Annotated in this window: 23 protein-coding genes and 1 riboswitch; of the genes, 10 read left to right on the top strand and 13 right to left on the bottom strand. The window is 74.4% G+C overall.

Annotated elements, in window-relative coordinates; translation table 11 throughout:
- From ACFY7E_RS15880 to ACFY7E_RS15850, 7 genes are all read right to left on the bottom strand, one after another.
- Positions 1–1,401, bottom strand: coding sequence for a cobyrinate a,c-diamide synthase (locus ACFY7E_RS15880; protein WP_389485113.1), 1,401 nt, complete (start codon positions 1,399–1,401; stop codon positions 1–3).
- Positions 1,395–2,003 (bottom strand): cob(I)yrinic acid a,c-diamide adenosyltransferase, encoded by a 609-nt coding sequence (gene cobO / locus ACFY7E_RS15875; RefSeq protein ID WP_389485111.1) that lies wholly within the window; start codon positions 2,001–2,003, stop codon positions 1,395–1,397. Before cobO ends, ACFY7E_RS15880 begins: the two co-directional genes overlap by 7 nt.
- Entirely contained in the window at positions 2,003–4,111 is a 2,109-nt protein-coding gene (locus ACFY7E_RS15870) for a putative cobaltochelatase (protein WP_389485109.1), read from the bottom strand. The genes cobO and ACFY7E_RS15870 overlap by 1 nt, the downstream gene beginning before the upstream one ends.
- A 175-nt stretch (positions 4,112–4,286) precedes the next feature.
- Positions 4,287–5,843: a cobyric acid synthase gene (locus ACFY7E_RS15865; RefSeq protein ID WP_389485108.1), complete on the bottom strand. Its 1,557-nt coding sequence runs from the start codon at positions 5,841–5,843 to the stop codon at positions 4,287–4,289.
- Positions 5,840–6,811 (bottom strand): cobalamin biosynthesis protein, encoded by a 972-nt coding sequence (locus ACFY7E_RS15860; RefSeq protein WP_389485106.1) that lies wholly within the window; start codon positions 6,809–6,811, stop codon positions 5,840–5,842. The genes ACFY7E_RS15865 and ACFY7E_RS15860 overlap by 4 nt, the downstream gene beginning before the upstream one ends.
- 34 nt (positions 6,812–6,845) lie before the next feature.
- Positions 6,846–6,977: riboswitch (cobalamin riboswitch) on the bottom strand.
- A 119-nt stretch (positions 6,978–7,096) separates the two neighbouring features.
- Positions 7,097–7,318, bottom strand: a complete 222-nt coding sequence (locus ACFY7E_RS15855; protein WP_053642102.1) for a hypothetical protein — start codon at positions 7,316–7,318, stop codon at positions 7,097–7,099.
- A gap of 12 nt (positions 7,319–7,330) precedes the next feature.
- Positions 7,331–8,599, bottom strand: a complete 1,269-nt coding sequence (locus ACFY7E_RS15850; RefSeq protein ID WP_389485103.1) for an anion permease — start codon at positions 8,597–8,599, stop codon at positions 7,331–7,333.
- 392 nt (positions 8,600–8,991) lie between these two features.
- Between ACFY7E_RS15850 and ACFY7E_RS15845 the strand changes: the two genes are divergently transcribed.
- On the top strand, positions 8,992–10,119 hold the full coding sequence (locus ACFY7E_RS15845) for an alpha/beta hydrolase (RefSeq protein WP_389485101.1): 1,128 nt from the start codon (positions 8,992–8,994) through the stop codon (positions 10,117–10,119).
- A 215-nt stretch (positions 10,120–10,334) separates the two neighbouring features.
- The gene (locus ACFY7E_RS15840; RefSeq protein WP_389485098.1) at positions 10,335–11,789 is read left to right on the top strand and encodes a hypothetical protein; all 1,455 of its coding nucleotides are present in this window, start codon (positions 10,335–10,337) and stop codon (positions 11,787–11,789) included.
- Positions 11,790–11,892: 103 nt separating this feature from the next.
- Here ACFY7E_RS15840 and ACFY7E_RS15835 read toward each other — a convergent pair whose 3' ends face one another.
- On the bottom strand, positions 11,893–12,783 hold the full coding sequence (locus tag ACFY7E_RS15835) for a neutral zinc metallopeptidase (RefSeq protein ID WP_389485096.1): 891 nt from the start codon (positions 12,781–12,783) through the stop codon (positions 11,893–11,895).
- Positions 12,784–13,064: 281 nt separating this feature from the next.
- Here ACFY7E_RS15835 and ACFY7E_RS15830 point away from each other — a divergent pair, with 281 nt between their 5' ends.
- The 3 genes from ACFY7E_RS15830 (at position 13,065) to ACFY7E_RS15820 (ending at position 16,178) form a co-directional block, all read left to right on the top strand.
- Positions 13,065–14,663 (top strand): ABC-F family ATP-binding cassette domain-containing protein, encoded by a 1,599-nt coding sequence (locus ACFY7E_RS15830; protein WP_389485094.1) that lies wholly within the window; start codon positions 13,065–13,067, stop codon positions 14,661–14,663.
- 365 nt (positions 14,664–15,028) lie between these two features.
- Positions 15,029–15,250, top strand: a complete 222-nt coding sequence (locus ACFY7E_RS15825; RefSeq protein ID WP_006123601.1) for a helix-turn-helix domain-containing protein — start codon at positions 15,029–15,031, stop codon at positions 15,248–15,250.
- A 127-nt stretch (positions 15,251–15,377) separates the two neighbouring features.
- The gene (locus tag ACFY7E_RS15820; protein WP_389485092.1) at positions 15,378–16,178 is read left to right on the top strand and encodes an enoyl-CoA hydratase/isomerase family protein; all 801 of its coding nucleotides are present in this window, start codon (positions 15,378–15,380) and stop codon (positions 16,176–16,178) included.
- Between the two features lie 12 nt (positions 16,179–16,190).
- On the opposite strand, the gene ACFY7E_RS15815 is transcribed toward ACFY7E_RS15820, so the two are convergent.
- Positions 16,191–16,862: a hypothetical protein gene (locus ACFY7E_RS15815; protein ID WP_389485089.1), complete on the bottom strand. Its 672-nt coding sequence runs from the start codon at positions 16,860–16,862 to the stop codon at positions 16,191–16,193.
- Between the two features lie 92 nt (positions 16,863–16,954).
- On the opposite strand from ACFY7E_RS15815, the gene ACFY7E_RS15810 reads away from it, so the two are divergent.
- The 5 genes from ACFY7E_RS15810 to amaP all read left to right on the top strand — a co-directional run bounded on the left by ACFY7E_RS15810 (position 16,955) and on the right by amaP (position 19,344).
- Positions 16,955–17,437, top strand: coding sequence for an Asp23/Gls24 family envelope stress response protein (locus ACFY7E_RS15810; protein WP_365550130.1), 483 nt, complete (start codon positions 16,955–16,957; stop codon positions 17,435–17,437).
- Between the two features lie 53 nt (positions 17,438–17,490).
- Complete coding sequence (locus ACFY7E_RS15805) at positions 17,491–17,682, top strand: hypothetical protein (protein WP_365550133.1); 192 nt, start codon at positions 17,491–17,493, stop codon at positions 17,680–17,682.
- Between the two features lie 6 nt (positions 17,683–17,688).
- Complete coding sequence (locus tag ACFY7E_RS15800; RefSeq protein ID WP_389485086.1) at positions 17,689–18,069, top strand: Asp23/Gls24 family envelope stress response protein; 381 nt, start codon at positions 17,689–17,691, stop codon at positions 18,067–18,069.
- Entirely contained in the window at positions 18,066–18,683 is a 618-nt protein-coding gene (locus tag ACFY7E_RS15795) for a DUF6286 domain-containing protein (protein ID WP_389485084.1), read from the top strand. Before ACFY7E_RS15800 ends, ACFY7E_RS15795 begins: the two co-directional genes overlap by 4 nt.
- A 73-nt stretch (positions 18,684–18,756) precedes the next feature.
- Complete coding sequence (gene amaP, locus ACFY7E_RS15790) at positions 18,757–19,344, top strand: alkaline shock response membrane anchor protein AmaP (RefSeq protein ID WP_389485081.1); 588 nt, start codon at positions 18,757–18,759, stop codon at positions 19,342–19,344.
- A 61-nt stretch (positions 19,345–19,405) separates the two neighbouring features.
- Here the strand turns inward: amaP and ACFY7E_RS15785 are convergent, their stop codons facing one another.
- The 4 genes from ACFY7E_RS15785 to ACFY7E_RS15770 all read right to left on the bottom strand — a co-directional run bounded on the left by ACFY7E_RS15785 (position 19,406) and on the right by ACFY7E_RS15770 (position 23,137).
- The gene (locus ACFY7E_RS15785; RefSeq protein WP_389485079.1) at positions 19,406–20,161 is read right to left on the bottom strand and encodes an SDR family oxidoreductase; all 756 of its coding nucleotides are present in this window, start codon (positions 20,159–20,161) and stop codon (positions 19,406–19,408) included.
- 4 nt (positions 20,162–20,165) lie between these two features.
- Positions 20,166–21,956: a glycoside hydrolase family 15 protein gene (locus ACFY7E_RS15780; RefSeq protein WP_383438726.1), complete on the bottom strand. Its 1,791-nt coding sequence runs from the start codon at positions 21,954–21,956 to the stop codon at positions 20,166–20,168.
- 33 nt (positions 21,957–21,989) lie between these two features.
- Positions 21,990–22,805 (bottom strand): SURF1 family protein, encoded by an 816-nt coding sequence (locus tag ACFY7E_RS15775; RefSeq protein ID WP_389485076.1) that lies wholly within the window; start codon positions 22,803–22,805, stop codon positions 21,990–21,992.
- A gap of 98 nt (positions 22,806–22,903) precedes the next feature.
- Positions 22,904–23,137 (bottom strand): hypothetical protein, encoded by a 234-nt coding sequence (locus tag ACFY7E_RS15770; RefSeq protein ID WP_078968305.1) that lies wholly within the window; start codon positions 23,135–23,137, stop codon positions 22,904–22,906.
- Between the last annotated feature and the right edge of the window lie 27 nt (positions 23,138–23,164).

Raw genomic sequence — 23,164 nt, 5'->3', positions numbered from 1 at the left:
TCACGCGACCGGACCGTCGGGGATCCGGCCGAGGGCGGCGTCCACGAACCGCGCCGCCACCTCGGGCGCGCCCGCCCAGTGCGTGTGCACGTAACTGGCGTGCACCCCTCCCCGTACGAAGCCCTCCACACGCCGCTCGGGCTGTCGCAGCCCCCACGCGGCCCGCTCCCCGGCGCCCGGCTCGATCACGGTGCGGTGGAACTCGTGGCCCCGCATCCGCGCCCCGGTCGGCGCGAGGACGCTGTCGCTGACGGCGACCGCGTCCCGGTACCCCAGTGTCAGCCGCTCCGACATGCGCGCGTCGGCGTCGAGCACCCCGCACATGGGCGTGCCGTCGAGCGACCGCGCCAGGTAGAGCAGTCCGGCGCACTCGGCGGCGACCGGCGCCCCCGCGGCGGCGAGGCCGGCCACGGCCTTCCGCAGCGGCTCGTTGGCGGACAGCTCGGCCCCGTACATCTCGGGGAACCCGCCCCCGATCACGAGCCCGGAGGTCCCCTCGGGCAGGGCCTCGTCCCGCAGCGGGTCGAAGGTGACGACCTCGGCACCGGCGGCGGTCAGCAGCTCGGTGTGCTCGGCGTACGAGAACGTGAACGCCGCCCCGCCGGCCACCGCGATCCGGGGCCGCGCACCGGCGCCCACCCGCCCGGCGACCGAACGCCCTGCGTCGGGCCGTCCCGCGACCTCCGGCGACCACGCCTCCGCGTGCAGCTCCGGTGCCGACCGCGCGAGCGCGAGCAGCGCCTCCAGGTCGCACCCGGCCAGGACCTGTTCGGCCTGCGCCGCGACCGCCGCCACGGCGGCGGCCTGCCGCTCGGCCACCGGCACGAGCCCCAGGTGCCGCGAGGGCGTCGCCACGGCGGGCGCCCGCCGCAGGACGCCGAGGACCGGCACCCCGGACTCCCCGAGCGCCTCCCGCAGCAGGTGCTCGTGCCGGTCGGTCGCGACCTTGTTGAGGATCACGCCCCCGATCCGCACCTCCGGGTCCCAGGACGCGAACCCGTGCACGAGCGCCGCCACCGAACGCGACTGCGACGACGCGTCCACGACCAGGACCACCGGGGCCTTGAGCAGCTTCGCCACCTGCGCGGTGGACGCCAGCTCGCCCTGGTCGGCGGCCCCGTCGTACAGGCCCATGACCCCCTCGACCACGGCCAGGTCGCAGCCGCGCGACCCGTGCAGGAAGAGCGGCGCCACGAGCCCCGTGCCGCACATGTACGCGTCGAGGTTGCGCCCCGGGCGGCCCGTCGCGAGCGCGTGGTAGCCGGGGTCGATGTAGTCCGGGCCGACCTTGTGCGGGGACACGGCCAGGCCACGGCCCGCGAACGCGGCCATCAGACCGGTCGCGACCGTGGTCTTGCCCGCGCCCGAGGAGGGCGCGGCGATGACGAGACGTGCTACCACTCGATGCCCCGCTGGCCCTTCTGACCGGCGTCCATCGGGTGCTTGACCTTGGACATGTCGGTGACGAGGTCCGCGAAGTCCACCAGCTCCCGCGGCGCGTTGCGGCCGGTGATGACGACGTGCTGCTGCCCGGGCCGGTCGCGCAGCACCTCCACGACCTCGTCGACGTCGATCCAGCCCCAGTGCAGGAGGTAGGCGAACTCGTCGAGGACGTAGAACTTGTACCTCTCCTCCGCGAGGTCCCGCTTGACCTGCTCCCAGCCCTCGCGGGCCTTGTCCTCGTGCGACTGCTCGCCCTCGGCGACCTCGCGCTGGATCCAGGACCAGCCCTCGCCCATCTTGTTCCAGGTGACCGTGCCGCCCTTGCCGGTCTCGCCGAGCGCCTTGAGGGCGTTCTCCTCGCCGACCCTCCACTTGGCGGACTTCACGAACTGGAACACCCCGATCGGCCAGCCCTGGTTCCAGGCGCGCAGCGCCATGCCGAAGGCGGCGGTCGACTTCCCCTTGCCGACGCCCGTGTGCACCATCACCAGCGCGCGGTTGCGGCGCTGACGGGTGGTCAGACCGTCGTCGGGAACGACGGTCGGCTGTCCCTGCGGCATCAAGCGGCCCTCCTGGATGAGTGTCCGGTCCCTCCGGACCGTTCTGCCTGTACGTCCCTGACGAGGCCGGCGATCGAGTCGGCGCGCAGCTCGTCCAGGGTCACGGCGGTGCCGCCGAGTTCACGGGCGAGCTGCCCCGCGAGCCCCAGCCGCACCGGGCCGGTCTCACAGTCCACGACGACCGACGCCGTGCCCTCGGCGGCGTGCAGCCGCGCCGCACGGGCGGCGAGCGCCACCGGATCGCCGGCCGCACGGCCGCCGGTCGCCCGCCCGTCGGTCACCACGACGAGCAGCGGACGGCGCGAGGGATCCCGCAGCCGCTCGACCCGCAGCACGTCGTGGGCCTTGAGCAGCCCGGCCGACAGGGGCGTGCGCCCGCCCGTCGGAAGCTGTTCGAGCCGGGCGGCGGCCGCGTCCACGGACGAGGTCGGCGGCAGCGCCACCTCGGCGTCCCGGCCCCGGAAGGTGACCAGACCGACCTTGTCGCGCCGCTGGTAGGCGTCGAGGAGCAGCGAGAGCACCGCGCCCTTGACCGCGCTCATCCGCTGCCGGGCCGCCATCGAGCCCGAGGCGTCGACCGCGAAGAGCACGAGGTTGCCCTCGCGGCCCTCCCGGGTCGCCTGCCGCAGGTCGTCGCGCCGGACCACGAGCCCCGGGCCCGTCCGCCCCCGCGCCCTCTGGTGCGGGGCGGCGGCCTGCACGGTCGCCGCCAGGTGCAGCTTGGTCAGCGCGCCCCGGGGCCGGGTGGAGCCGGTCGTACGGCCGTGCTCGGTGCGGGCCCGGGAGCGGCGTCCGGCCGCGCCCTCGCCGAGCCCCGGCACGCTGAGCACCTTCGTACGGAAGGGCTCGGCGGCCTTGACGGCGGCCCGCTCGCCGGAACCGGCGCCGGCCCCCTGGGGAGCGGGCGCCCGCTCGGGTACGGGAGCCTCCTCCGGCGCCGGTACGTCCTCGGGCGCGGGCCCGTCGCCCTGCGGCGGAACCCCGCCGCCGTCCGGCCCGTCCCCACCGGGACCGCCGTCCGGACCGCCGTCGCCCGGGCCGTCCGGCTCCGGGTCCGGGTCGGGGTCCTCGTCCGGGCCGGACCCCGGCTCCTCGCCCTTGAACCGCTCCAGGGTCTCGTCGAGCTTGTCCTCGTCGAGTCCGGGCGCGTCGAAGGGCGAGCGCCGGCGGCGGTGGGGGAGGGCCAGGAGCGCGGCCTGCCGCACGTCCTCGGAGGTCACCTCGGTCCGCCCGGCCCAGGCGGCGAGCGCGGTGGCCGTGCGGGCCATGACGATGTCGGCGCGCATGCCGTCCACCTCGAACGCGGCGCAGGTCGCGGCGATCTGGAGCAGGACCGCGTCCCCGAGCGTCACCCGCGGCAGCAGGGCGCGGGCGGCGACGATCCGCCCGCGCAGCTCGGTCTCCTCGCCGGTCCAGCGCGCGGCGAACGCGGCCGGGTCGTCCTCGAAGGCGAGCCGCCGCCGCACGACCTCCACCCGCTGCTCGGGCTCGCGGGAGGCGGCGACCTCCACGGTCAGCCCGAACCGGTCGAGGAGCTGCGGCCGCAGCTCGCCCTCCTCGGGGTTCATGGTCCCGACGAGCAGGAACCGGGCGGCGTGCCGCACGGAGACGCCCTCGCGCTCGACGTTCGAGAAGCCCATGGCGGCGGCGTCGAGGAGGTGGTCGATCAGGTGGTCGCTCAGCAGATTGACCTCGTCGACGTACAGGATGCCCCGGTGGGCGCCGGCGAGGAGCCCCGGCTCGAAGGCCTTCACGCCCTCCGCGAGCGCCTTCTCGATGTCGAGCGAGCCGACGAGCCGGTCCTCGGAGGCGCCGACGGGCAGTTCGACCAGGGCGGTCGGCCGCGACACCCCGTCCCCGGGCTCGTGGGGCCCGTCGGGGCACTGCGGGTCGGGCGCCTCGGGCGCGCACGAGAAGCGGCAGCCCGCGACGACGTCCATGTGCGGCAGCAGCGAGGTGAGGCCGCGCACGATGGTGGACTTCGCCGTCCCCTTCTCACCGCGGACGAGGACACCGCCGATGGCGGGCGAGACGGCGTTGAGCAGCAGGCTCAGCCGCATGTCGTCCATGCCGACGACAGCGCTGAACGGGTAGGAGGCCGAGGCCATCAACGGGTGCCCCTCTCGGGTGAAGTGCGGTGATCGGACGTGGCGGTACGGGCATGCGGGACGATCATGGAGCCGATGGCTCCCCGCACGCGGGGACGGTCTTGGGGCGGCCGGGTCGACGGCCGTGCGGGCTCCGCGCTCCCCGTGCGTACGGGGACACCGTGACCGGCGGTGCTCACGGCGCCCCCGGCGGCACGAACGGCAGCCCCGCCGGGGCGCCCTCCTCGATCAGCCGCAGCAGCGCGTCCGTGTCCGCGTGCTCCTCGATCAGGTCGCCGAGCCGGTCGAGCTGTTCCTCGCGCAGCGCGCCGAACGACGTGTCCGGGGCCGGGACGAACCGGCGCCCGGCCGCCGCCGCGACCTCCCGCAGGAACGCGCGCCGGAAGCCGTCGCTCTCCAGCGAGCCGTGCCAGTGGGTGCCCCACACGGAGCCGACCCGGCACCCGTCCAGGAACGGCTCCCCGCCCCGCACGTCCGCGACGCCGTGGTGGATCTCGTACCCCTCCACCCGCTCGCCGAGCGCCTCGCCGACCGGCCGGGCCAGGGTCTTCGCGGCTTCGAACCGCACCCATACGGGAAGGAGTCCGAGCCCGTCGACCACACCGGCCCGCGACTCGACCTCGTCCTCGATCCGCTCGCCCAGGACTTGGAAGCCGCCGCAGACGCCGAGGACCGGGCGGCCCTCGGCCGCGCGCCGCGCCAGGGCGTCCGCGAGGCCGCGCTCCCGCAGCCAGGCGAGCGCCTTCACCGTGCCGCGCGTGCCCGGTACGACCACGAGATCCGCGTCGACCAGCTCCTCGGGCCGGTCCACGAACCGGACGACCACGCCCGGCTCGGCCGCCAGCGCGTCCACGTCCGTGAAGTTCGACATCAGCGGTACGGCGCACACGGCGACCCGCAGCACGTCCGCGCCGACCGGCGGCGCCACCACCGACTCGCGGACCGCGCCCCGCAGGGAGACGCGCAGCCCGTCCTCCTCGTCGATGCCGAGCCCGTGCGCGTACGGCAGGACGCCGAAGGTCCGGCGCCCGGTCAGGCCGTGCAGCATGTCGAGCCCGGGTTCGAGGAGGCTCACGTCGCCCCGGAACTTGTTCACCAGGTACCCGGCGACGAGCGACTGGTCCTCGGGGGACAGCAGCGCCGTCGTGCCGAAGAACTGGGCGAAGACCCCGCCCCGGTCGATGTCCCCGACCACCACCACGGGCAGCCGCGCGGCCCGCGCCACGCCCATGTTCACGATGTCGGTGCGCCGCAGGTTGATCTCGGCCGGGCTGCCGGCGCCCTCGCAGATCACCGCGTCGTACGTGCTCCGCAGCTCCTCCAGGCACGCCATGACCGGCTCGAACAGCTCCTTCTGTCTCCCTCCGTGCAGGGCCTTTCCGGGGGACGACCCCCCGGACCCCCCGAAGAACCCACGGGCACTCAGCTCACCGACCGGCTTCCCCATCAGGACGACCTGGCTGGAGCGGTCGCTCCCGGGCTTGAGCAGCACCGGGTTCATCAGCGCGGTCGGCTCGACCCGGGCGGCCTGCGCCTGCATGGCCTGGGCCCGCCCGATCTCGGCGCCCTCGCGCGTGACGAAGGAGTTGAGGGACATGTTCTGCCCCTTGAACGGCGCCACCTTCAGGCCCTTGCGGACCAGCCAGCGGCAGATCCCGGCCGTCACGACGCTCTTGCCCGCGTCGGACGTGGTCCCGGCGACGAGCAGACCCCCGCCCCTTCCGCCCCTCATGCGTTCCTCCGCTTCCCGCGCCGCACGGCGTCGGCGATCAGACGGCCGCCCACACAGGCGGCCAGGGTCAGGGCGGTCACCCGGCGCGAGAGCGCCACCGCCCGCTCGACGTCGGCCACCCCGACGGCCCGCCCCTCCCCGTTCAGCACCGGCCGGTGCTCGACGCGCCCGGCGTACGAGAGGGTGCCGCCGAGCCGTACGCCCAGCGCGCCCGCGAAGGAGGCCTCGACCGGGCCCGCGTTGGGGCTCGGGTGCTTCGACGCGTCCGCCCGCCAGGCCCGTACGGCCCCGCGCGGGTTCCCGCCGGCGACGGTCGCGAGCACGGCCGTCAGACGCGCGCCCGGCCAGCCGGCCAGGTCGTCGAGGCGGGCCGAGGCCCAGCCGAAGCGGCGGTACCGGGGCGACTTGTGGCCGACCATCGCGTCCAGGGTGTTGACGGCCCGGAAGCCGACGAGCCCCGGCACGCCCGCGACCGCGCCCCAGAACAGGGCGCCGACCACGGCGTCCGAGGTGTTCTCGGCGACCGACTCGACGACCGCGCGGGCCATCGCGGGGCCGTCCAGGGACTGCGGGTCGCGCCCGCACAGGTGCGGAAGGCGCTCCCGAGCCGTCTCCAGGTCCCCGGCGGCGAGCGCCCCGCCGATCGCGCGGGCCTCCCGGCCCAGGGTCGTACCGCCGACGACGGCCCACACGGAGGCGGCGGTCAGCGCGACGGCGGCGGCCGGACGGTCCCGGACGGACCGGGCGGCGAGGGCGCCGAGGGCGACGGTGGAACCGGCGCAGACGGCGGTGTGCAGGGCCCCCCAGCCGCGGTGGTCGTGGTGGAGACGCCGCTCGACGGCGGCGGCGGTCCGGCCGAACGCGGCGACGGGGTGGCCCCGGCGGGGGTCGCCGAGGAGCAGGTCGACGGCGAGGCCCGCGGCCGCTCCGTACGCGAAGACACCGGTGGCTCTGCTGCGGCCGGGCATGGCGCTATGTCCTCACTCAGGGTCCGCGCCCTGGATCGACGTGACCGGCGGCGAGAGTTCCTGACTCCCGGACCCTGGGGTCCGGTCACAGTGGCGGGACCGTGCCGGATTCGCACCGGACTTCCTCTGCTGCCGCCGTAATGGCCTCGGCAGTCCACCACGCCCCGAGAACGGGCGTCAACCCACCCTTGACCTGCGGCGGCGCACTGTGCGGAGCACCACAGAAAAGGAGCCGGGCGGTCCGCACCCGAAGGTGGGACCGCCCGGCCGGTGGAGCGGGGACCGTCAGACGACGATCAGGTAGATGCCGTACGCCACGGCCGCCAGGCACAGTCCGAAGCAGGCGTAGGCGCCGGTGCGGGCCAGGGCGGCGGAACCGCCGCGCGCGGCGGCCTCCTCCTGCTTGGTGAGGCCGACGATGCCGAGGGAGAAGAGGCCCACCAGGGCGACGGTCGCCACGAGGCTGACTCCGAAGACGGAGCCGAGGGCTGCCCAGTCGATCTTCATGCGGTTCTTTCCTTAGACCTTCGCGGCCGGGGCCGGGGGAGCGGTCGGGTCGGTGGGGGCCGGAGCGAGGATGGTCGCCTTGAGGTCCTCGTCGGTGACGGCGGCGACCGAGCCGGCCGGCGGCGGGGTGACGGCCGCGATGGCGGTGGTCACCACGCCCGCGGGCTCCTCGGCCTCCACGTCGTCGGCCGTGACGTTGTGGTGGTCGACCGGCTTGCGGCGGGAGAGCGCCCAGATGACGCCCGAACCGGCCACCAGCAGGACCGCGACGACGGCGATGCCCCAGGCGCCCTGCTTGGTGAGGAACTCGGCGCCGGCGCCGACCAGGCCCGCGGCGGGCAGGGTCAGGCCCCAGGCGACGAACATCCGGGTCGCGGTCGACCAGCGGACGACACCGCCCTTGCGGCCGAGGCCGGCGCCCATCACGGCACCCGAGCAGGACTGGGTGGTGGAGAGGGAGAAGCCGAGGTGCGAGGAGGCCAGGATGACCGTCGCGGCACTGGTCTGGGCGGCGAAGCCCTGCTGCGGCTGGAGGTCGGTGAGGCCCTTGCCCATGGTGCGGATGATGCGCCAGCCGCCGAGGTAGGTGCCGAGCGCGATGGCGACACCGGCGGAGACGACGACCCACAGGGGCGGGTTCGAGCCGGGGGCGACGACACCCTGGGTGACCAGGGCGAGGGTGATGATGCCCATCGTCTTCTGGGCGTCGTTGGTGCCGTGGGCGAGGGAGACGAGACCGGCGGAGGCGATCTGGCCGGCCCGGTAGCCCTTGGCCGTGGCCTTCGCCTCGGGGTCGGCCTTGATCCGGTACGTCAGCCGGGTGGCGGCCATCGCGGCGAGCCCGGCGACGACCGGCGCGGCGACGGCCGGGATGAGGACCTTGGTGATGATGGTGGAGCCGTTCACGGCCGACCAGCCGGCCGACATGACCGCGGCGCCGATGAGGCCGCCGAAGAGCGCGTGGGAGGAGCTGGAGGGGAGTCCGAGCAGCCAGGTCAGCAGGTTCCAGAGGATGGCGCCGACGAGCGCGGCGAAGATCACCTCTGTCCGGATGCCCTCTTCGTTGATGATCCCGCCGGAGATCGTCTTGGCGACCTCCACGGACAGGAACGCGCCGACGAGGTTGAGCACGGCGGACATGGCCACCGCCGTCTTGGGCTTGAGCGCACCGGTCGAGATGGTCGTGGCCATCGCGTTGGCGGTGTCGTGGAAACCGTTCGTGAAATCGAACACGAGAGCTGTCACGACCACAATGGCGAGCAGCAGCGTGATGTGTTCCATTTACCCAGGCAATCGTTCGACGTCAGTGGCTGGTCGAACGTAAGCAACCTGGATGAACGGAAGATGAACTGGGGCGGGCGGCGTGGTGTCCCTAACCGGTGTCAGGAGATTCCGCTCAGCGCTCCGGAGGGGGCCCGGGGGAGGGGCGTCCAGGATGCGGGCGCCCCGCGACCCCGGGTAATCCGAGCCCTCGCAAGGCCCCGGCGGCCTGTCCCGGTTCCTCCCCCGCCGCCCCGTTCCGCTCCCCGGACCGGACCACCCGACCGGGGGACCCCGCCGAGGAGACCCGCGTCACTCCCCCGAGTGGCGCCTTCCGGATCCGGAGGGCGCCCCTTTCCTCCCGGTACGGCCCTCCGGTGGCACCCGGGCCCCGTCCTGCGGACACTGGGGGTGTGCGCCCGGCTACAGCGACGGCAGCGGCCGTCACCACCCTGCTCGGTGTCGGCGCGGCCGCGGTCGCGGCCGGCCGGTACGCCAGCGACCTCGCCCTCAGGGCGTCGTCGGTCCGTCCCCTGCCCGGCGATCCCCGGCTGACCGTGCACGCCACGGGCCCCGACCGGATCACCCTCACCCGCAGCCTGGCCTCGCTGCGCCCCGGCACGTACGGCATGGAGGGCCCCGGCCTGCACGCCGTCCTCGGCCCCGTCCTCCTCCGGACCCCGCACACCGCCGACACCGTCGTCCGGCGCCTGGAGCGGATCGAGCTCGGCACCCCCGGGCCCGGCGCCCGCGTCCGGCTCACCCCCGGACTCCACCGGGGCACGCCCGCGACCGCCCTCGGGCTCGACCACGAGGACGTGGAGATCCCCGGCGAACTCGGCCCCCTGCCGGCCTGGCTCGTGCCCGCCCCGCGCACCACCTGGGTGATCGCCCTGCACGGCCTCGGCGCCACCCGCGAGCACCCGCTGAACGTCGTCCCCTTCTACCACCGGCACCGGATCCCCGTCCTCGTCCCCGCCTACCGGGGCGACGAGGGCGCCCCGCCCTCCCCGGACGGCCTCACCCACCTCGGCGACTCCGAGTGGCGCGACGTCGACGCCGCCCTCCGCTACGCCGTCCGGCGCGGCGCCCAGAAGGTCGTCCTGCACGGCTGGGGCCCCGGGGCGTCGATGGCCCTGCGCGCCGCCGCCGACTCGGGGGTCCGTGACCGGATCGCCGGCCTCGTCCTCGACTCCCCGGTCCTGGACTGGGAGGTCACCCTCCGCAACCTCGCCTCGGCCCGGCACGTGCCCGGGTTCCTGGTCCCGCTCGCCGTCCGCGCCGCCCGGGGCAGGACGGGCCCGCACGGCGACCTCCTCCAGTTCGCCTCGGGCCCCGGCGCCCTGCGGGCCCCGGCCCTCCTCTTCCACGGCCCCGAGGACGCGATCGCCCCCTGGGAGCCCTCCGTCGAACTCGCCGCCCGCCACCCCGACCTGATCAGCCTCAGAACCGTCCGGGACGCCCCGCACGCGGCGATGTGGAACCCCGACCCGGTCCGCTACGAGGAGTCCCTGCGCCGCTTCCTCACTCCTCTGCTCTGAGACCTCTCCCCGCTCCGAGGCCCCCCTCTGCCCCGAGGCACCCTCCGCGCCGACCGGGGGAGTCCGCCCCGAGGCCTTCGCGGGGTCTTCCCGAAGTCCTCGCGGGACCTCCGCCGGGTCTTCGCCAGGCTTCCGCAGGGTCTCCGCGGGGCCCGTTCCGACGGCGCGGCCGGTTCCGATTGGGCTTTCGGGCCGTCAGCGGGAAGACTGCCCCCGTGACGTCTCGAAAGCCCGATGAACCATTGGCGCGCAACTCCAGACTCCGACTCGTCCGCCCACGGTCGCTGGCCACCGCCCGACGGGCCGTGACGACCCGGCGCACCCGGCCGGCGCCGCGGCCGCCCGAGGGCACTCCGCCCCGCGCGGAACTCGCCCGCCAGGCCCGGCACGTCCTCGCCGACGCCGTACGGATCGCCCGCTGGGCCGCCGTCGAGGGCGGGACCCGGACGGCCCCCCGCACCGGCCCCGACGCCGTCCCCCCGCAGGAACGGGCCGCCGCCGCGCTCGACCTGACGCCCGGCCAGGTCCGGGCCGGCTGGGACCGCGCCCGGCTCGCCGGACTCGTCGAACTCCACGGCGAGACCGTCCGCCCCGGCTGGCGGCTGCACGCCTGGGACCGCGACGACTCCGCCGTGCTGCGCGGCTGGGTCGCCCTCTTCGACGCCTGGTCCCTGGTGCACCCGACCCCCAAGGGGGTCGCCCCGAGCGCCGTCGCCGAGGTCGTCGAGGCCCTCCCGCAGGTGCTCTCGCTGCTCCAGCTCTCCCAGGGCCCGGTCCTCGTCCCGGCCCTCCTCGACCTCCTCGGCCAGCGGGTCGAGGAGCTCCGCGAGGAGCGCTGCGAGGTCCCCGCTCCCGGACAGGCCCCCGCGCCCGAAGAGGTCCCCGCGCCCGAATCGGCCGCCGAGACCCCGCAGGCCCCCGCCGCGGCGGACACCGCCGGGCTCCCCGCCCTCCTCGACTGGGCCCTGGAGGGCCTGGCCGCCGTCGGCGCGCTCACCCTGGACCCCGGCGCCGGCGACCGCCACGCCACCCTCACCCCGCTCGGCAACTGGGCGGTGTGGGTCAAGCTGGAGCAGATCTGCGTCGCCGCGCAGAGCCCCGCGGGCAACATCGAGCAGTCCGCCGGGGACATGCTCCGCGGCTGCGCCCGGCTCACCCCGGGCCCGGCCCGCGACGAGTACCGCGCCTGGCTCGCGGCCCGCACCCTCTCCAGCGCGGTGACCGAGCTCCTCGCCGTCGCCCGGGGCGAGGACGCCCTGCTGCGCGGCCTCGCCTTCGAGGCGCTCCGGGTCGTCGGCGCCCCCGCCGAGGCCGAGGTCCGGGCCGCCGTCGCCGAGCCCCCGCTGCGCCCGTACGCGCTGCTCTGGCTCGCGGAGTACGAGGGCGCCGACCCCGACGACGCCCAGGAGGTGCTCACCCGGGAGGAGGCCACCTGGCTCTGGGTGGACACCGCCGCGGCCGTCGCCGACCACGGCGAGAGCGCGCTGCTCGTCCGCCACCTCGACTCCGCCGTGCAGGGCACCGTCCCCGCGCTGCTCGACGAGGTCCGGGCCGTCGGCCACCCCCGTACCGTCCAGGTCCTGGTCGCCCTCGCCGCCGCCCACCCGGACCCGGCCCTGGCCAAGGCGGTCCGCAGGGCCGCCTTCCAGGTCCACACCGGGGGAGCGTGACGCGGGACCCGGGACGCGGTACGTCCCCGGCGCCCGGCCTTTCCGCCGCGCCGGGGACGTACGTCCCGGGGCCCTTCCGCGAGCGGTGCGACCGCCTCCGCGCTCAGCGGAAGGTGTCGCAGCGGGCCATGTCGCCGGTCTCGTAGCCCGTGTAGAACCACTGCTGCCGCTGCGCCGCCGAGCCGTGGGTCCAGCTCTCCGGCGTCACCCGGCCCTGGAACTTCTCCTGGATCCGGTCGTCGCCCACCGCGGCCGCGGCGTTCAGACCGTCCTGGATGTCCTGGTCGGTGAGCTGCGTCAGCAGCTTCCGGCCCGTCTTCTCGTCGGGCGTGGTCGTCGCGTGCCGCGCCCACACGCCCGCGTAGCAGTCGGCCTGGAGTTCGACCCGCACCGAATTGGAGTCTTCGCCGGTCCGCCCGTCCTGGGCGCGCTCCAGGGTCCCCATCAGGTTCTGCACGTGGTGGCCGTACTCGTGCGCCACCACGTACGCCTGGGCGAAGGGCCCGCCGCTCGCCCCGAACTTGGTGCGCAGCTCGTCGAAGAAGTCCAGGTCGAGGTAGACCTGCCGGTCGCCGGGGCAGTAGAACGGCCCCACCGCCGAGGTCGCCGTGCCGCACGCGGTCCCGACCCGCTGGGTGAAGAGCTTGGTGGAGGCGGTGGTGTAGGTCCCGCCCCGGCGCTCGTACTCGCCCCGCCAGTAGTCCTGCACGCTGTTGACGACGGCGACGATCCGGCAGTCCTCGCGCGTGTTGGCGTCCGAGCCCTTCCTGCAGACCTGGTCCACCTGGCCCGCCGGGGACGAGGTCGCGGCCGGCTGGTCGCCGCCCTCCGAGAGCCCCAGCTGGTCGGGCCCCACCCCGAAGAACAGTCCCAGGACCAGCGCGACGAGACCGACGATCCCGCCGCCGATGGTCGCTCCGCCGCCCGGGATCCGGCTTCCCCGTGAGTCACTGACCTCCGAGGTGTCCAGATCGGCGTTGTCGTCGAACTGCACGGTCCACCACCCTCCGCTGTCCGCCGGGCAGTGACCGCCGCCCTGCGCCGAGTATCGGACGCCCGTGTACCCGGCGCTCCTTGTGCGAAGCGTCGGCGGGAGAGGCGGACCGGCGGGGGGCGCGGGAGGCGCGGACGACGGCGGTCCGCGCCCCGTATGGCCGAAAAGCAGTTGCAAGGGCCCGTTAGACTGGCCGTATGGCCATTCTCCCCGTGCATTAGCGGCGTCGAAGCCCTCCTCCCCGTCCTTCCGCCGTATCCCCACCGCCCTGGAGTCTGTCCGTGATCACCGCTTCCGGCATCGAGCTGCGCGCCGGTGCCCGTGTCCTCATCGAGTCCGCTTCCTTCCGCGTCGCCAAGGGCGACCGCATCGGCCTGGTCGGCCGCAACGGAGCGGGCAAGACCACCCTCACCAAGTGCCTGGCCGGCGAGGGCCAGCCCGCCGGCGGCACCATCGCCCGCTCCGGCGAGGTCGGCTACCTCCCGCAGGACCCGCGCACCGGCGACCTCGACGTCCTGGCCCGCGACCGCATCCTCTCCGCCCGCGGCCTCGACACCCTCCTCAAGAAGATGCGGATGAACGAGGAGCGCATCGCCACCGGCAGCGGCGCCACCCGCGACAAGGCCCTGCGGCAGTACGAACGCCAGGAGACCGAGTTCCTCACCAAGGGCGGTTACGCGGCCGAGGCCGAGGCCTCCACCATCGCCGCCGCCCTCGGCCTGCCCGACCGGGTCATGGGCCAGCCGCTGCACACCCTCTCCGGCGGTCAGCGCCGCCGCGTCGAGCTCGCCCGGATCCTCTTCTCGGACGCCGACACGCTCCTCCTCGACGAGCCCACCAACCACCTCGACGCCGACTCGATCATCTGGCTGCGCGACTACCTGAAGACCTACCGCGGCGGCTTCATCGTCATCTCCCACGACGTCGACCTGGTCGAGACCGTGGTCAACAAGGTCTTCTACCTGGACGCCAACCGCTCCGTGATCGACGTCTACAACATGGGCTGGAAGCTCTACCAGCAGCAGCGCGAGGCCGACGAGAAGCGCCGTAAGCGCGAGCGCCAGAACGCCGAGAAGAAGGCCGCCGCGCTCAACTCGCAGGCCGACAAGATGCGCGCCAAGGCCACCAAGACCGTCGCCGCGCAGAACATGGCCAAGCGCGCCGAGCGGCTGCTCTCCGGCCTGGAGGCGGTGCGCGCCTCCGACAAGGTCGCCAAGCTGCGCTTCCCCGAGCCCGCGCCCTGCGGCAGGACCCCGCTGACGGCCGAGGGGCTCTCCAAGTCGTACGGCTCGCTCGAGATCTTCACCGACGTGAGCCTCGCCATCGACAAGGGCTCGCGCGTCGTCATCCTCGGACTCAACGGCGCTGGCAAGACGACCCTGCTGCGCCTGCTCGGCGGGGTCGAGAAGCCCGACACCGGCGAGGTCACCCCGGGCCACGGCCTCAAGCTCGGCTACTACGCCCAGGAGCACGAGACCCTCGACCCCGACCGGACCGTCCTGGAGAACATGCGCTCGGCCGCGCCCGACCTCGACCTGGTCGACGTGCGCAAGACGCTGGGCTCGTTCCTCTTCTCCGGCGACGACGTCGACAAGCCGGCCGGGGTGCTCTCCGGCGGCGAGAAGACCCGGCTCGCCCTGGCGACCCTGGTCGTCTCCTCGGCGAACGTACTGCTCCTCGACGAGCCCACCAACAACCTGGACCCGGCCAGCCGCGAGGAGATCCTCGGCGCGCTGCGGACCTACAAGGGCGCCGTCGTCCTCGTCACCCACGACGAGGGGGCCGTGGCGGCGCTCGACCCCGAGCGGATCATCCTGCTCCCGGACGGCGTCGAGGACCTGTGGGGCGCGGACTACGCGGACCTGGTGGCCCTGGCCTGACCGCCGGGAAGCCCCGGGGAGCCCCTCCGGGATCCCGAATGATCATTCCGGGCTGGATCATTCGGCTTACGGGTGATCCTTCATCTGAGTGAGGGCGTCTCGTACCCGTCGGCGCGGTGTGCTGCTGAATCCTTCCGGCGGCCCCGCGCCGCACGCGTCTCCCCGGTGCCCCGCTGACCTGGCACTTCCCGCTCCCACCGGCGCGAGGACGTCCTTCCCGTCTTATGGAACACAGGGTTCCGGTCGTGGCGACGGGGTACCCGTCCACCAAGGAAGCGGCACGGACCTTGTCGAATGGGTGGCCAGGAAGGACGGGAGGGGTGATCATGAGAAGTCCAGAGCGCACTTCCCATGAGGAGGCACGGGTGGCCGAGACTCTGAAGAAGGGCAGCCGGGTGACCGGCGCCGCGCGCGACAAGCTCGCGGCAGACCTGAAGAAGAAGTACGACTCCGGTGCGAGCATCCGGGCGCTGGCCGAGGAAACCGGCCGCTCCTACGGATTCGTCCACCGGATGCTCAGCGAGTCCGGGGTCACGCTGCGCGGACGCGGCGGAGCGACACGGGGCAAGAAGGCGGCCTCGGCCTGACAGGGGCGGCCCGACCGGGCCACCGGGTCCCTCGGTGGCCACCCGGTCCACCCCGTGGTGGACCGGGTGGTTACTGTGCAGTCACTTAGCATCGGACTCAGTGCTGCACCGTAACCGGAGGCGCCCCATGACCACGCTCGACGTCCCCGAGCCCGTATTCGACAAGAACGGTGTACGGCTCACCGTCGAGGACGCCGTTGCCACGGTGACCCTGACCAATCCGGCGAAGCGCAACGCCCAGTCTCCCGCTCTGTGGCGGGCGTTGACGGAAGCCGGCCGGTCGTTGCCGGGCAGCGTGCGGGTCGTGGTCCTGCGCGGCGAGGGCAAGTCCTTCTCCGCCGGACTCGACCGGCAGGCGTTCACGCCCGAGGGCTTCGACGGCGAGCCGTCCTTCCTCGACATGGCGCGGGGGTCCGACGAGGACCTCGACGCCGTCATCGCCGAGTACCAGGAGGCGTTCACCTGGTGGCGGCGCGGCGACCTCGTGTCGATCGCGGCCGTCCAGGGCCACGCCATCGGCGCGGGCTTCCAGCTCGCCCTCGCCTGCGACCTGCGGGTCGTCGCCGAGGACGTGCGGTTCGCCATGCGCGAGACCAGCCTGGGCCTCGTCCCGGACCTCACCGGCACGCACCCCCTCGTCTCCCTCGTGGGCTACGCCCGCGCCCTGGAGATCTGCGCCACCGGACGCTTCGTGCACGCCGACGAGGCCGAGCGCATCGGCCTCGCCAACCTCGCCGTGCCCGCCGACCAGCTCGACGCGGCCGTACGGGACCTCGCCGCCGCCCTGCTCGCGGCGCCCCGCGACGCGGTCAACGAGACCAAGGTGCTCCTCCAGGGCGTCTCCGGCCGCTCCTACGAGGATCAGCGCGTCGCCGAGCGCGCCGCCCAGGGCCGCCGTCTGCGCGACCTCGCGGGCCTCGGCGACTGACGCCCCGCCGCCTCAGCGCAGCTCCGACACCAGGACCGTGACCGCGGTCGCCCCACCGGCGGCCGCGGTCGCGGCGTTCCGGGCGGCGCGCGCCACGTCCAGCGGGCGGCGGCCCGCCGTCACGGCCAGCTCGACCCGCAGCGCGTCCGGGCCCCGGCGCACGGGCGGACCCAGCGCGTCCGTCACGCCCGCCACCCCCTCGACCCGCAGCACCGCCAGGGCCACCGGGTCGTCCGTCGCGGGGGAGGGCCGCCCCGGCGGGGGGGCGGCCGGCTCCTCCTCCGGCGCCGCGTCGAGCAGCTCCGTCACCCGCAGGTCCACGCCGGTCACCGTGAGCCCGAGCCCGTCCGCCGCCCCGAGCAGGGCCGTCCGCAGTTCCTCGGTCAGCTCCGGCAGCGGTCGGCCCGCCACCGCCCGGAAGTCCGCGGTGATCCGCAGCGGTCCCGGCGGCAGGCCGCCCGGCGGCACCGGCAGCGGCTCCGGACCCTGCTCCCCGTCGGGATCCAGCCCGACCTGGAGCCTGCCCGGCACCACTCCCCGTACCGCCGTGGCGGTCCGGTCGAGGGCCTGCCGTACCGCCCGTTCCGTGATCCAGGCGCCGTCCTCCGCCGTTCCCAGCGGTAGCAGTCTGCCCGGTGCGAGGCGGTCGCGGACCGCCGCCGTCCAACCCTCGGTCGTCGTCATTCCCCCAGACTGCCGCATTGGCGGAGCAGATTGCGGGAAACGCCCTTAATCTGAGCGGAGAACCCCGAAATAACCCAGAAGGGGCGAAACAGATGACGGACACCACTCACTCCGGCGGCTCCCCGACCGACGAGTCGCGTCGCTCTCCCTTGACCAAGCGGAGCGGCTCCGCCGCCACCCGGGGCAAGACGACCATCGCCGACGGCGTCGTGGAGAAGATCGCCGGCCTCGCCACGCGCGACGTCGACGGCGTCCACGACATGGGCAGCGGCCTCTCCCGCACCTTCGGCGCCGTACGCGACCGGGTCCCTGGAGGCAGCAGCAAGTCGAACGTCACCCGAGGGGTGAAGGCCGAGGTCGGCGAGGTGCAGACCGCGCTCGACCTGGAGATCGTCATCGAGTACGGCTATCCCATCTCCGAGGTCACGGGCGACGTCAGGGAGAACGTCATCTCCGCCGTGGAGCGGATGACCGGCCTCGAGGTCGTGGAGGTCAACATCGCGGTCAGCGACGTGAAGCTGCCCGACGAGGAGGACGACGACGACAACGACGACGACCAGCGCCGTCTCCAGTAGACGCCGGAACTCCGGCGTCCGGAGCCGGTGACAAGGCCAGGAAAGGGACTCGTATGAGCATGGCGGTGGTCGGCCTGCTGGCCGGCATGGCTCTCGGCTTCGCCGGATACTTCGGCGGCTTCGGAGCGTTTCTGCTGATCGCGGCCCTCGGGGTGGTCGGCTTCGTGGCCGGTCGTTTCCTCGAAGGAGACCTCGAACCCCGCGATCTGTTCCGGGGACGCGAACGCGGCGACCGGCGGCGGTGACCCGGGGTGGCGACGGACGTTGCAGCGACCCCGGCGGCGGACACGGCACGGGACCCGGTACGTGACCGGGGAGCGACCGACATCGCCGACCGGGTCGTCGCGAAGATCGCCGCCCGGGCGGCCAGGGAGGCGCTCGACCGCGTCCCGGAGGGAGGCTCGAAGCCCCATGCCTCGGTCGACGTCCACAGGGACGTCGCCCGGGTCTCGGTGAGCCTCGAACTCGACTACCCCTCCGACGTCGGCCGCCAGTGCGGCGCCGTCCGGAGCCGGGTCCGCAACCGGGTGGAACACCTCGTGGGCCTGGAGGTCCACGAGGTGTCCGTCCACGTGGAGCGCCTCCACTCCGCGCTCACCCGCGACGACACACCGAGGGGCCGCCTCTCATGACCACCACCCCGGAACAGGCTCCGCCCTCCGCCCCGGAGGACGAGCCCGGCCCCCCGCCCGCTCCCGCGGCCCGAGCCCGCCGCTTCTGGTCGGTACGGCGCGTCCCGGCGGCCCTGCTCGCGGCCGTCGTCCTCGGCGGAGCCGGACTGCTCCTCTACGACGTGGCGGCCGTACGGGCCGACCAGTCGGCCATGGCCTGGCGCAAGGAGGTCGCCGACGGCCTCGCGACCCGGCCGCTCGACTCCACCTGGGTCCTCGTCGGCGCGTCCCTCGCGGCGCTCCTCGGCCTCTGGCTCCTGTTCCTCGCCCTCACCCCCGGACTGCGCTCCGTCCTCCCCATGCGCCGGGACCACCCCGACGTACGGGCCGGACTCGACCGCAAGGCCGCGGCCCTCATCCTGCGGGACCGGGCCACGGAGGTCTCCGGCGTGCAGTCCGCGAAGGTGCGCGTCCGCCGCTCCAAGGCCGCCGTCCGGGCGGTCTCGCACTTCCGGGACCTCGACGAGGTCCGCACCGACCTGGAGCGGGCGGTCACCACCGGCATCGACGAACTCGGTCTCGCCCGCCCGCCCGCGCCGAAGGTACGGGTGGCCCGGCCGCCCCGGAAGGGATGAGCGAGCCGATGACACCCCCCGAGAAGACCCCGCTCCGCGCGCAGATCCCGGCGCCCCCGGAAGGAGCCCGCAGGTGACCGCCGTCCTCCGCCGCGTCAACCGCGTCCTGCTCGCCCTGGCCGGGCTGGTCCTCGTCGTCCTCGGCGGCTCCGTCCTCGCCGCCGCGGCCGGCCTCGACGTACCGTCCTGGTGGCCCTGGTCGGGCCCCTCCGACGTCCTGCTCACCACCGCCGACCGGCAGCGCTGGCGGGACGAGGGCTGGTGGTGGCCCGTGGTCATCGCCGTCCTCGGCGTGCTCGTCCTGCTCGCCCTCTGGTGGCTGATCGCCCAGTTCCGGCGGGCCAGGCTCGCCGAGGTCGTCGTCGACACCGGCGACGGCGAGGAGGCGGTCCTGCACGGACGTGCCCTGGAGGACGTCCTGGAGGCGGACGCCGCCGCACAGGACGGCGTGGCCCAGGCCCGGGTCTCCCTCACCGGCCGCCGCGCCGCCCCCCGCGCCCGGGTGAGGTTCCAGTTGGAGCCGCACGCCTCTCCGGCCGACGCCCTCACCACCCTCAGCGGCCGGGCCCTCGCCCACGCCCGCACCGCGACGGGCCTGTCGTCCCTGCCCACCGAGGCGCGCCTGCGCGCGGTGAAGCACCGCGCCCGCAGGGTCACCTGAGGACGGAACGCGAAAGCGCCCGCCGGGAGCGACCCGGCGGGCGCTTTCGCGCGACGGCGGCTCAGAACCCGCCGCGGGCCCCGCCGTCCACCGGCAGCATCAGACCGGTCAGGTACGAGGCGGCCGGCGAGAGCAGGAAGGCCGCCGTCCGCCCGAACTCCTCCGGCGTGCCGTACCGGCGCAGCGGGATCGCGGCCTCGTTCGCCGCGCGGGCCGCGTCCGCGTCCCCGGAGAGCGCGTCCAGGGAGCGGACCCGGTCCGTGTCGATCCGGTTCGGCAGGAGCCCGACGACCCGCACCCCGCGCGGCCCCAGGTCGTTGGCGAGGGACTTGGCGAAACCGGCGAGCCCCGGGCGGAGCCCGTTGGAGATCGTCAGGCCCGGGATCGGCTCGTGGACCGAGCCGGACAGGACGAAGCCGATCACCCCGCCCTCCCCGAGCGCCTCGGCCGCCGCGCGGGCCAGCCGCACCGCGCCCAGGAAGACGGTGTCGAAGGCGGCGGCCCACTGCTCGTCGGTGTTGTCCGCCGCGAAGCCGGGCGCCGGGCCGCCGACGCTGATCAGGACGCCGTCGAAGCCGCCGAACCGGGACCGCGCCTCCGCGATCAGCCGGGCCGGGGTCCCCGGGTCGGTGTTGTCGGCCGCGATCCCGGCCGCGCCCGGACCCAGCGCCTCCACGGCCTCGGCGACCGTCTCCTCCTCGCGCCCGGTCACCAGCACCTTGGCGCCCTCCGCGAGCAGCGCCTCCGCCGAGGCCCGGCCGAGCCCCCGCGTCGCGCCGGTCACCACGTACACACGGTCCTTCAGTCCAAGATCCATGGCCCTATCCTGCCGGGTCGGGATCCTCCGCTGCCAGCGCGAGCGCCGTGCCGACCAGGCCGATGTGGCTGAAGGCCTGCGGGAAGTTGCCCAGCTGGCGGCCGGTCGCCGGGTCGTACTCCTCCGCGAGGAGCCCCACGTCGTTGACGAGCGCGACGAGCCGCTCGAAGAGCACCCGCGCCTCCTCGGGCCGCCCCGTCATCCGCAGGGCGTCCGCCAGCCAGAACGAGCAGACCAGGAAGGTCCCCTCCTGTCCCGGCAGGCCGTCCACCGCCGTCGAGTCGGCGCTGTAGCGGCGCACGTAGCCGTCGTGCGTCAGCTCCGCCATGACCGCGTCCACCGTGCCCACCACCCGGGGGTCGTCCGGCGGCAGGAAGCCCACCTGGGGGATCAGCAGGGTGGCGGCGTCCAGCTCCCGCGAGCCGTACGACTGGGTGAAGGTGTTCCGCACGGGGTCGTACGCCCTGGCGCACACCTGGGCGTGGATGTCGTCCCGCATGGCCCGCCAGCGGGCCGCGTCCCCCGGCAGCGACGGATCGGACTCCAGGGTGCGCACGGCCCGGTCGGCGGCCACCCACGCCATCACCTTCGAGTGGGTGAAGTGGCGGCGCGGCCCGCGCACCTCCCACAGCCCCTCGTCGGGCTCCCGCCAGGTCGACTCCAGGAAGCCCAGCAGGCTCAGCTGGAGGTTCCAGGCGTGCCGCTCCGCCGGGATCCCGGCCTCCCGCGCCCGGTTGAGCGAGTCCATGACCTCGCCGTACACGTCGAGCTGGAACTGGTCCACGGCCGCGTTCCCGGTCCGCACCGGCGCCGAGTCGGCGTACCCCCGCAGCCAGGGCAGGGTCGTCTCGGGCAGCCGGCGCTCCCCGGCCGGGCCGTACATGATCTGCAGGTCGGCGGGGTCGCCCGCGACCGAGCGCAGCAGCCAGTCCCGCCAGGCGGCGGCCTCCTCCACGTATCCGGCGGCGAGCAGCGCGCCGAGGGTGAGGGAGGAGTCGCGCAGCCAGCAGGAGCGGTAGTCCCAGTTCCGCACGCCGCCGACCTCCTCCGGCAGGGAGGTGGTGGGGGCGGCGACGATCCCGCCGGTGGGGGCGTACGTGAGCGCCTTCAGGGTGATCAGGGACCGCAGCACCGTCTCCCGGTGGGGCCCCCGGTAGGTGCAGCGGGCCGCCCACTCCCGCCAGTCCGCGAGCGACTGCTCGAGCGCCTCGAAGGGGTCGATCAGGTCGGGGCGCGGCTCGTGCGACGGGTGCCAGGTCAGCACGAAGGCCACCTTCTCGCCGGCGGCGACGGTGAAGGCGGAGCAGGTGGAGAACTGCTGGCCCCAGGTCTTCACGTGCGGCTCGCTGCGCAGCCAGACCGCGTCGGGGCCCGCGACCGCCACCCGGTGCCCGTCCGCCCGGCGCATCCAGGGCACGATCGAGCCGTAGTCGAAGCGCAGCCGCAGGACGGCGCTCATCTCGACGCTGCCCCTGATCCCCTCGACGATCCGCATCACGTCGGGGTACGCGTCCCGCTGCGGCATGAAGTCGACGACCTTGACGGCGCCGGTACGGGTCTCCCAGTACGTCTCCAGGACGAGGGAGTCCTCGGCGTAGCGGCGGGAGGTGCAGGTCGTGGCGCCCTTGGGGGCGATCCGCCAGTGCCCGTTCTCCTCGTCGCCGAGGACGGCGGCGAAGCAGGCGGCCGAGTCGAACCGGGGCAGACACAGCCAGTCGACCGATCCGTCACGGCCGACGAGCGCGGCGGTCTGGAGATCACCGATCATGGCGTAGTCGTCGATGTGTTGCGTCACGCTCGGGCTTTTCCCGGAAGCGGCGCAGGTCAATCAGCGGGACGGTGCGGCCAGGGTCTCCGCGGGGTCCGGTTCCGGCGTCCCGGAGGCGTCGGCGGCGGCCGCGGCCTCCCGGTCGCGCTTCTCGCGGCGCACCAGGATCACCCAGCCGACGGGCACGCCGGCCGCGAAGAGCCACCACTGCACGGCGTACGCCATGTGGGCGCCGATCGAGTCGTGGTCGGGCTCGGGGATCTGCTCCATGGTGCCGCCGGCCGGTTCGGGCGCGGTCTGCTCGACGTAGCCGCCGAGGACCTCGCGGCCGATGAACTCGGCCTGCTGCCGGCTGTCGATCAGCATGACCTGGCGGTCGGGCAGTCCCTTGAGGTCCTTGATGCCGCTGGCGCCGGTCGTCTCGTCGGCCTTGAGGCGGCCGGTGATCGTGACCTCGCCCTTCGGGACGGGCGGCACCGCCGGATAGGAGTGCTGGTCGGCGGCGGCCGGCACCCAGCCCCGGTTGACGATCAGGACCTTCCCGTCCCGCAGGACCAGCGGGGTCAGGACGTGCACGCCGACCCGGTCGTCGGAGGAGGTGCGGCGGCGGACGACCACCTCGTGGGCGCTGTCGAAGGTGCCGGTGGCGGTGACCGGGCGCCAGTAGTCGGCGCGCGGGACGGTGTGGCCGGGGGAGGTGAGCTCCTCGACCGGGACCGGCTCCGCCGCGACGCTGTCCGCGATCAGGGCGTTCTGGGCGACCCGGCGCTCGTGCCGGTGGAACTGCCAGAAGCCCAGCTCGATCATCGTCGGGACGAGGACGAGGGCGATCAGGGTGAGGATCACCCACTGCCGGGACAACAGGAAGCGGTACACCCCATGACCGTACAGCGGGGGCCACGGGGTGCGCGCAGGGGGGTTCGGGGCGCTCGGGGCCGCCCTCCGGAATCGTTTCTTCTCTTCGGGCCCCGTCCTCACACCTTGTCGACGATGCCCACCTTCCCCTCCGCGCGGGCGCAGTGGCCGCCGCAGTACCAGCTGCCCCCGACCTCGACGCCCTGGCCGATGATCTGGACCCGGCAGTGCTCGCAGATGGGCGCCATGCGGTGGATGGCGCAGGCGAAGCAGTCGAAGACGTGCACCGCGCCCTGCGCGTGCACCTCGAACGACATGCCGTAATCGTTTCCGCAGACCTCACAACGTGCCATGCGCCACAGGGTGGGGCTCCCCGCGGG

It is taken from the genome of Streptomyces sp. NPDC012825 (assembly GCF_042900925.1).
Lineage (GTDB): Bacteria > Actinomycetota > Actinomycetes > Streptomycetales > Streptomycetaceae > Streptomyces.
The sequence above is the reverse complement of the archived record's forward strand: the minus strand, read 5'-3'. Positions and strand labels throughout refer to the sequence as shown.

Excerpts from the sequence above, each read along its gene's own strand:
- ACFY7E_RS15805 (WP_365550133.1), top strand. The coding sequence starts at position 17,491 with ATGAGCATGGCGGTGGTCGGCCTGCTGGCCGGCATGGCTCTCGGCTTC.
- ACFY7E_RS15860 (WP_389485106.1), bottom strand. The coding sequence starts at position 6,811 with ATGCCCGGCCGCAGCAGAGCCACCGGTGTCTTCGCGTACGGAGCGGCC.
- ACFY7E_RS15815 (WP_389485089.1), bottom strand. The coding sequence starts at position 16,862 with ATGACGACGACCGAGGGTTGGACGGCGGCGGTCCGCGACCGCCTCGCA.
- ACFY7E_RS15820 (WP_389485092.1), top strand. The coding sequence starts at position 15,378 with ATGACCACGCTCGACGTCCCCGAGCCCGTATTCGACAAGAACGGTGTA.
- ACFY7E_RS15810 (WP_365550130.1), top strand. The coding sequence starts at position 16,955 with ATGACGGACACCACTCACTCCGGCGGCTCCCCGACCGACGAGTCGCGT.
- ACFY7E_RS15850 (WP_389485103.1), bottom strand. The coding sequence starts at position 8,599 with ATGGAACACATCACGCTGCTGCTCGCCATTGTGGTCGTGACAGCTCTC.
- ACFY7E_RS15785 (WP_389485079.1), bottom strand. The coding sequence starts at position 20,161 with ATGGATCTTGGACTGAAGGACCGTGTGTACGTGGTGACCGGCGCGACG.
- ACFY7E_RS15870 (WP_389485109.1), bottom strand. The coding sequence starts at position 4,111 with ATGGCCTCGGCCTCCTACCCGTTCAGCGCTGTCGTCGGCATGGACGAC.
- ACFY7E_RS15770 (WP_078968305.1), bottom strand. The coding sequence starts at position 23,137 with ATGGCACGTTGTGAGGTCTGCGGAAACGATTACGGCATGTCGTTCGAG.
- ACFY7E_RS15855 (WP_053642102.1), bottom strand. The coding sequence starts at position 7,318 with ATGAAGATCGACTGGGCAGCCCTCGGCTCCGTCTTCGGAGTCAGCCTC.
- ACFY7E_RS15795 (WP_389485084.1), top strand. The coding sequence starts at position 18,066 with ATGACCACCACCCCGGAACAGGCTCCGCCCTCCGCCCCGGAGGACGAG.
- cobO (WP_389485111.1), bottom strand. The coding sequence starts at position 2,003 with ATGCCGCAGGGACAGCCGACCGTCGTTCCCGACGACGGTCTGACCACC.
- ACFY7E_RS15865 (WP_389485108.1), bottom strand. The coding sequence starts at position 5,843 with ATGAGGGGCGGAAGGGGCGGGGGTCTGCTCGTCGCCGGGACCACGTCC.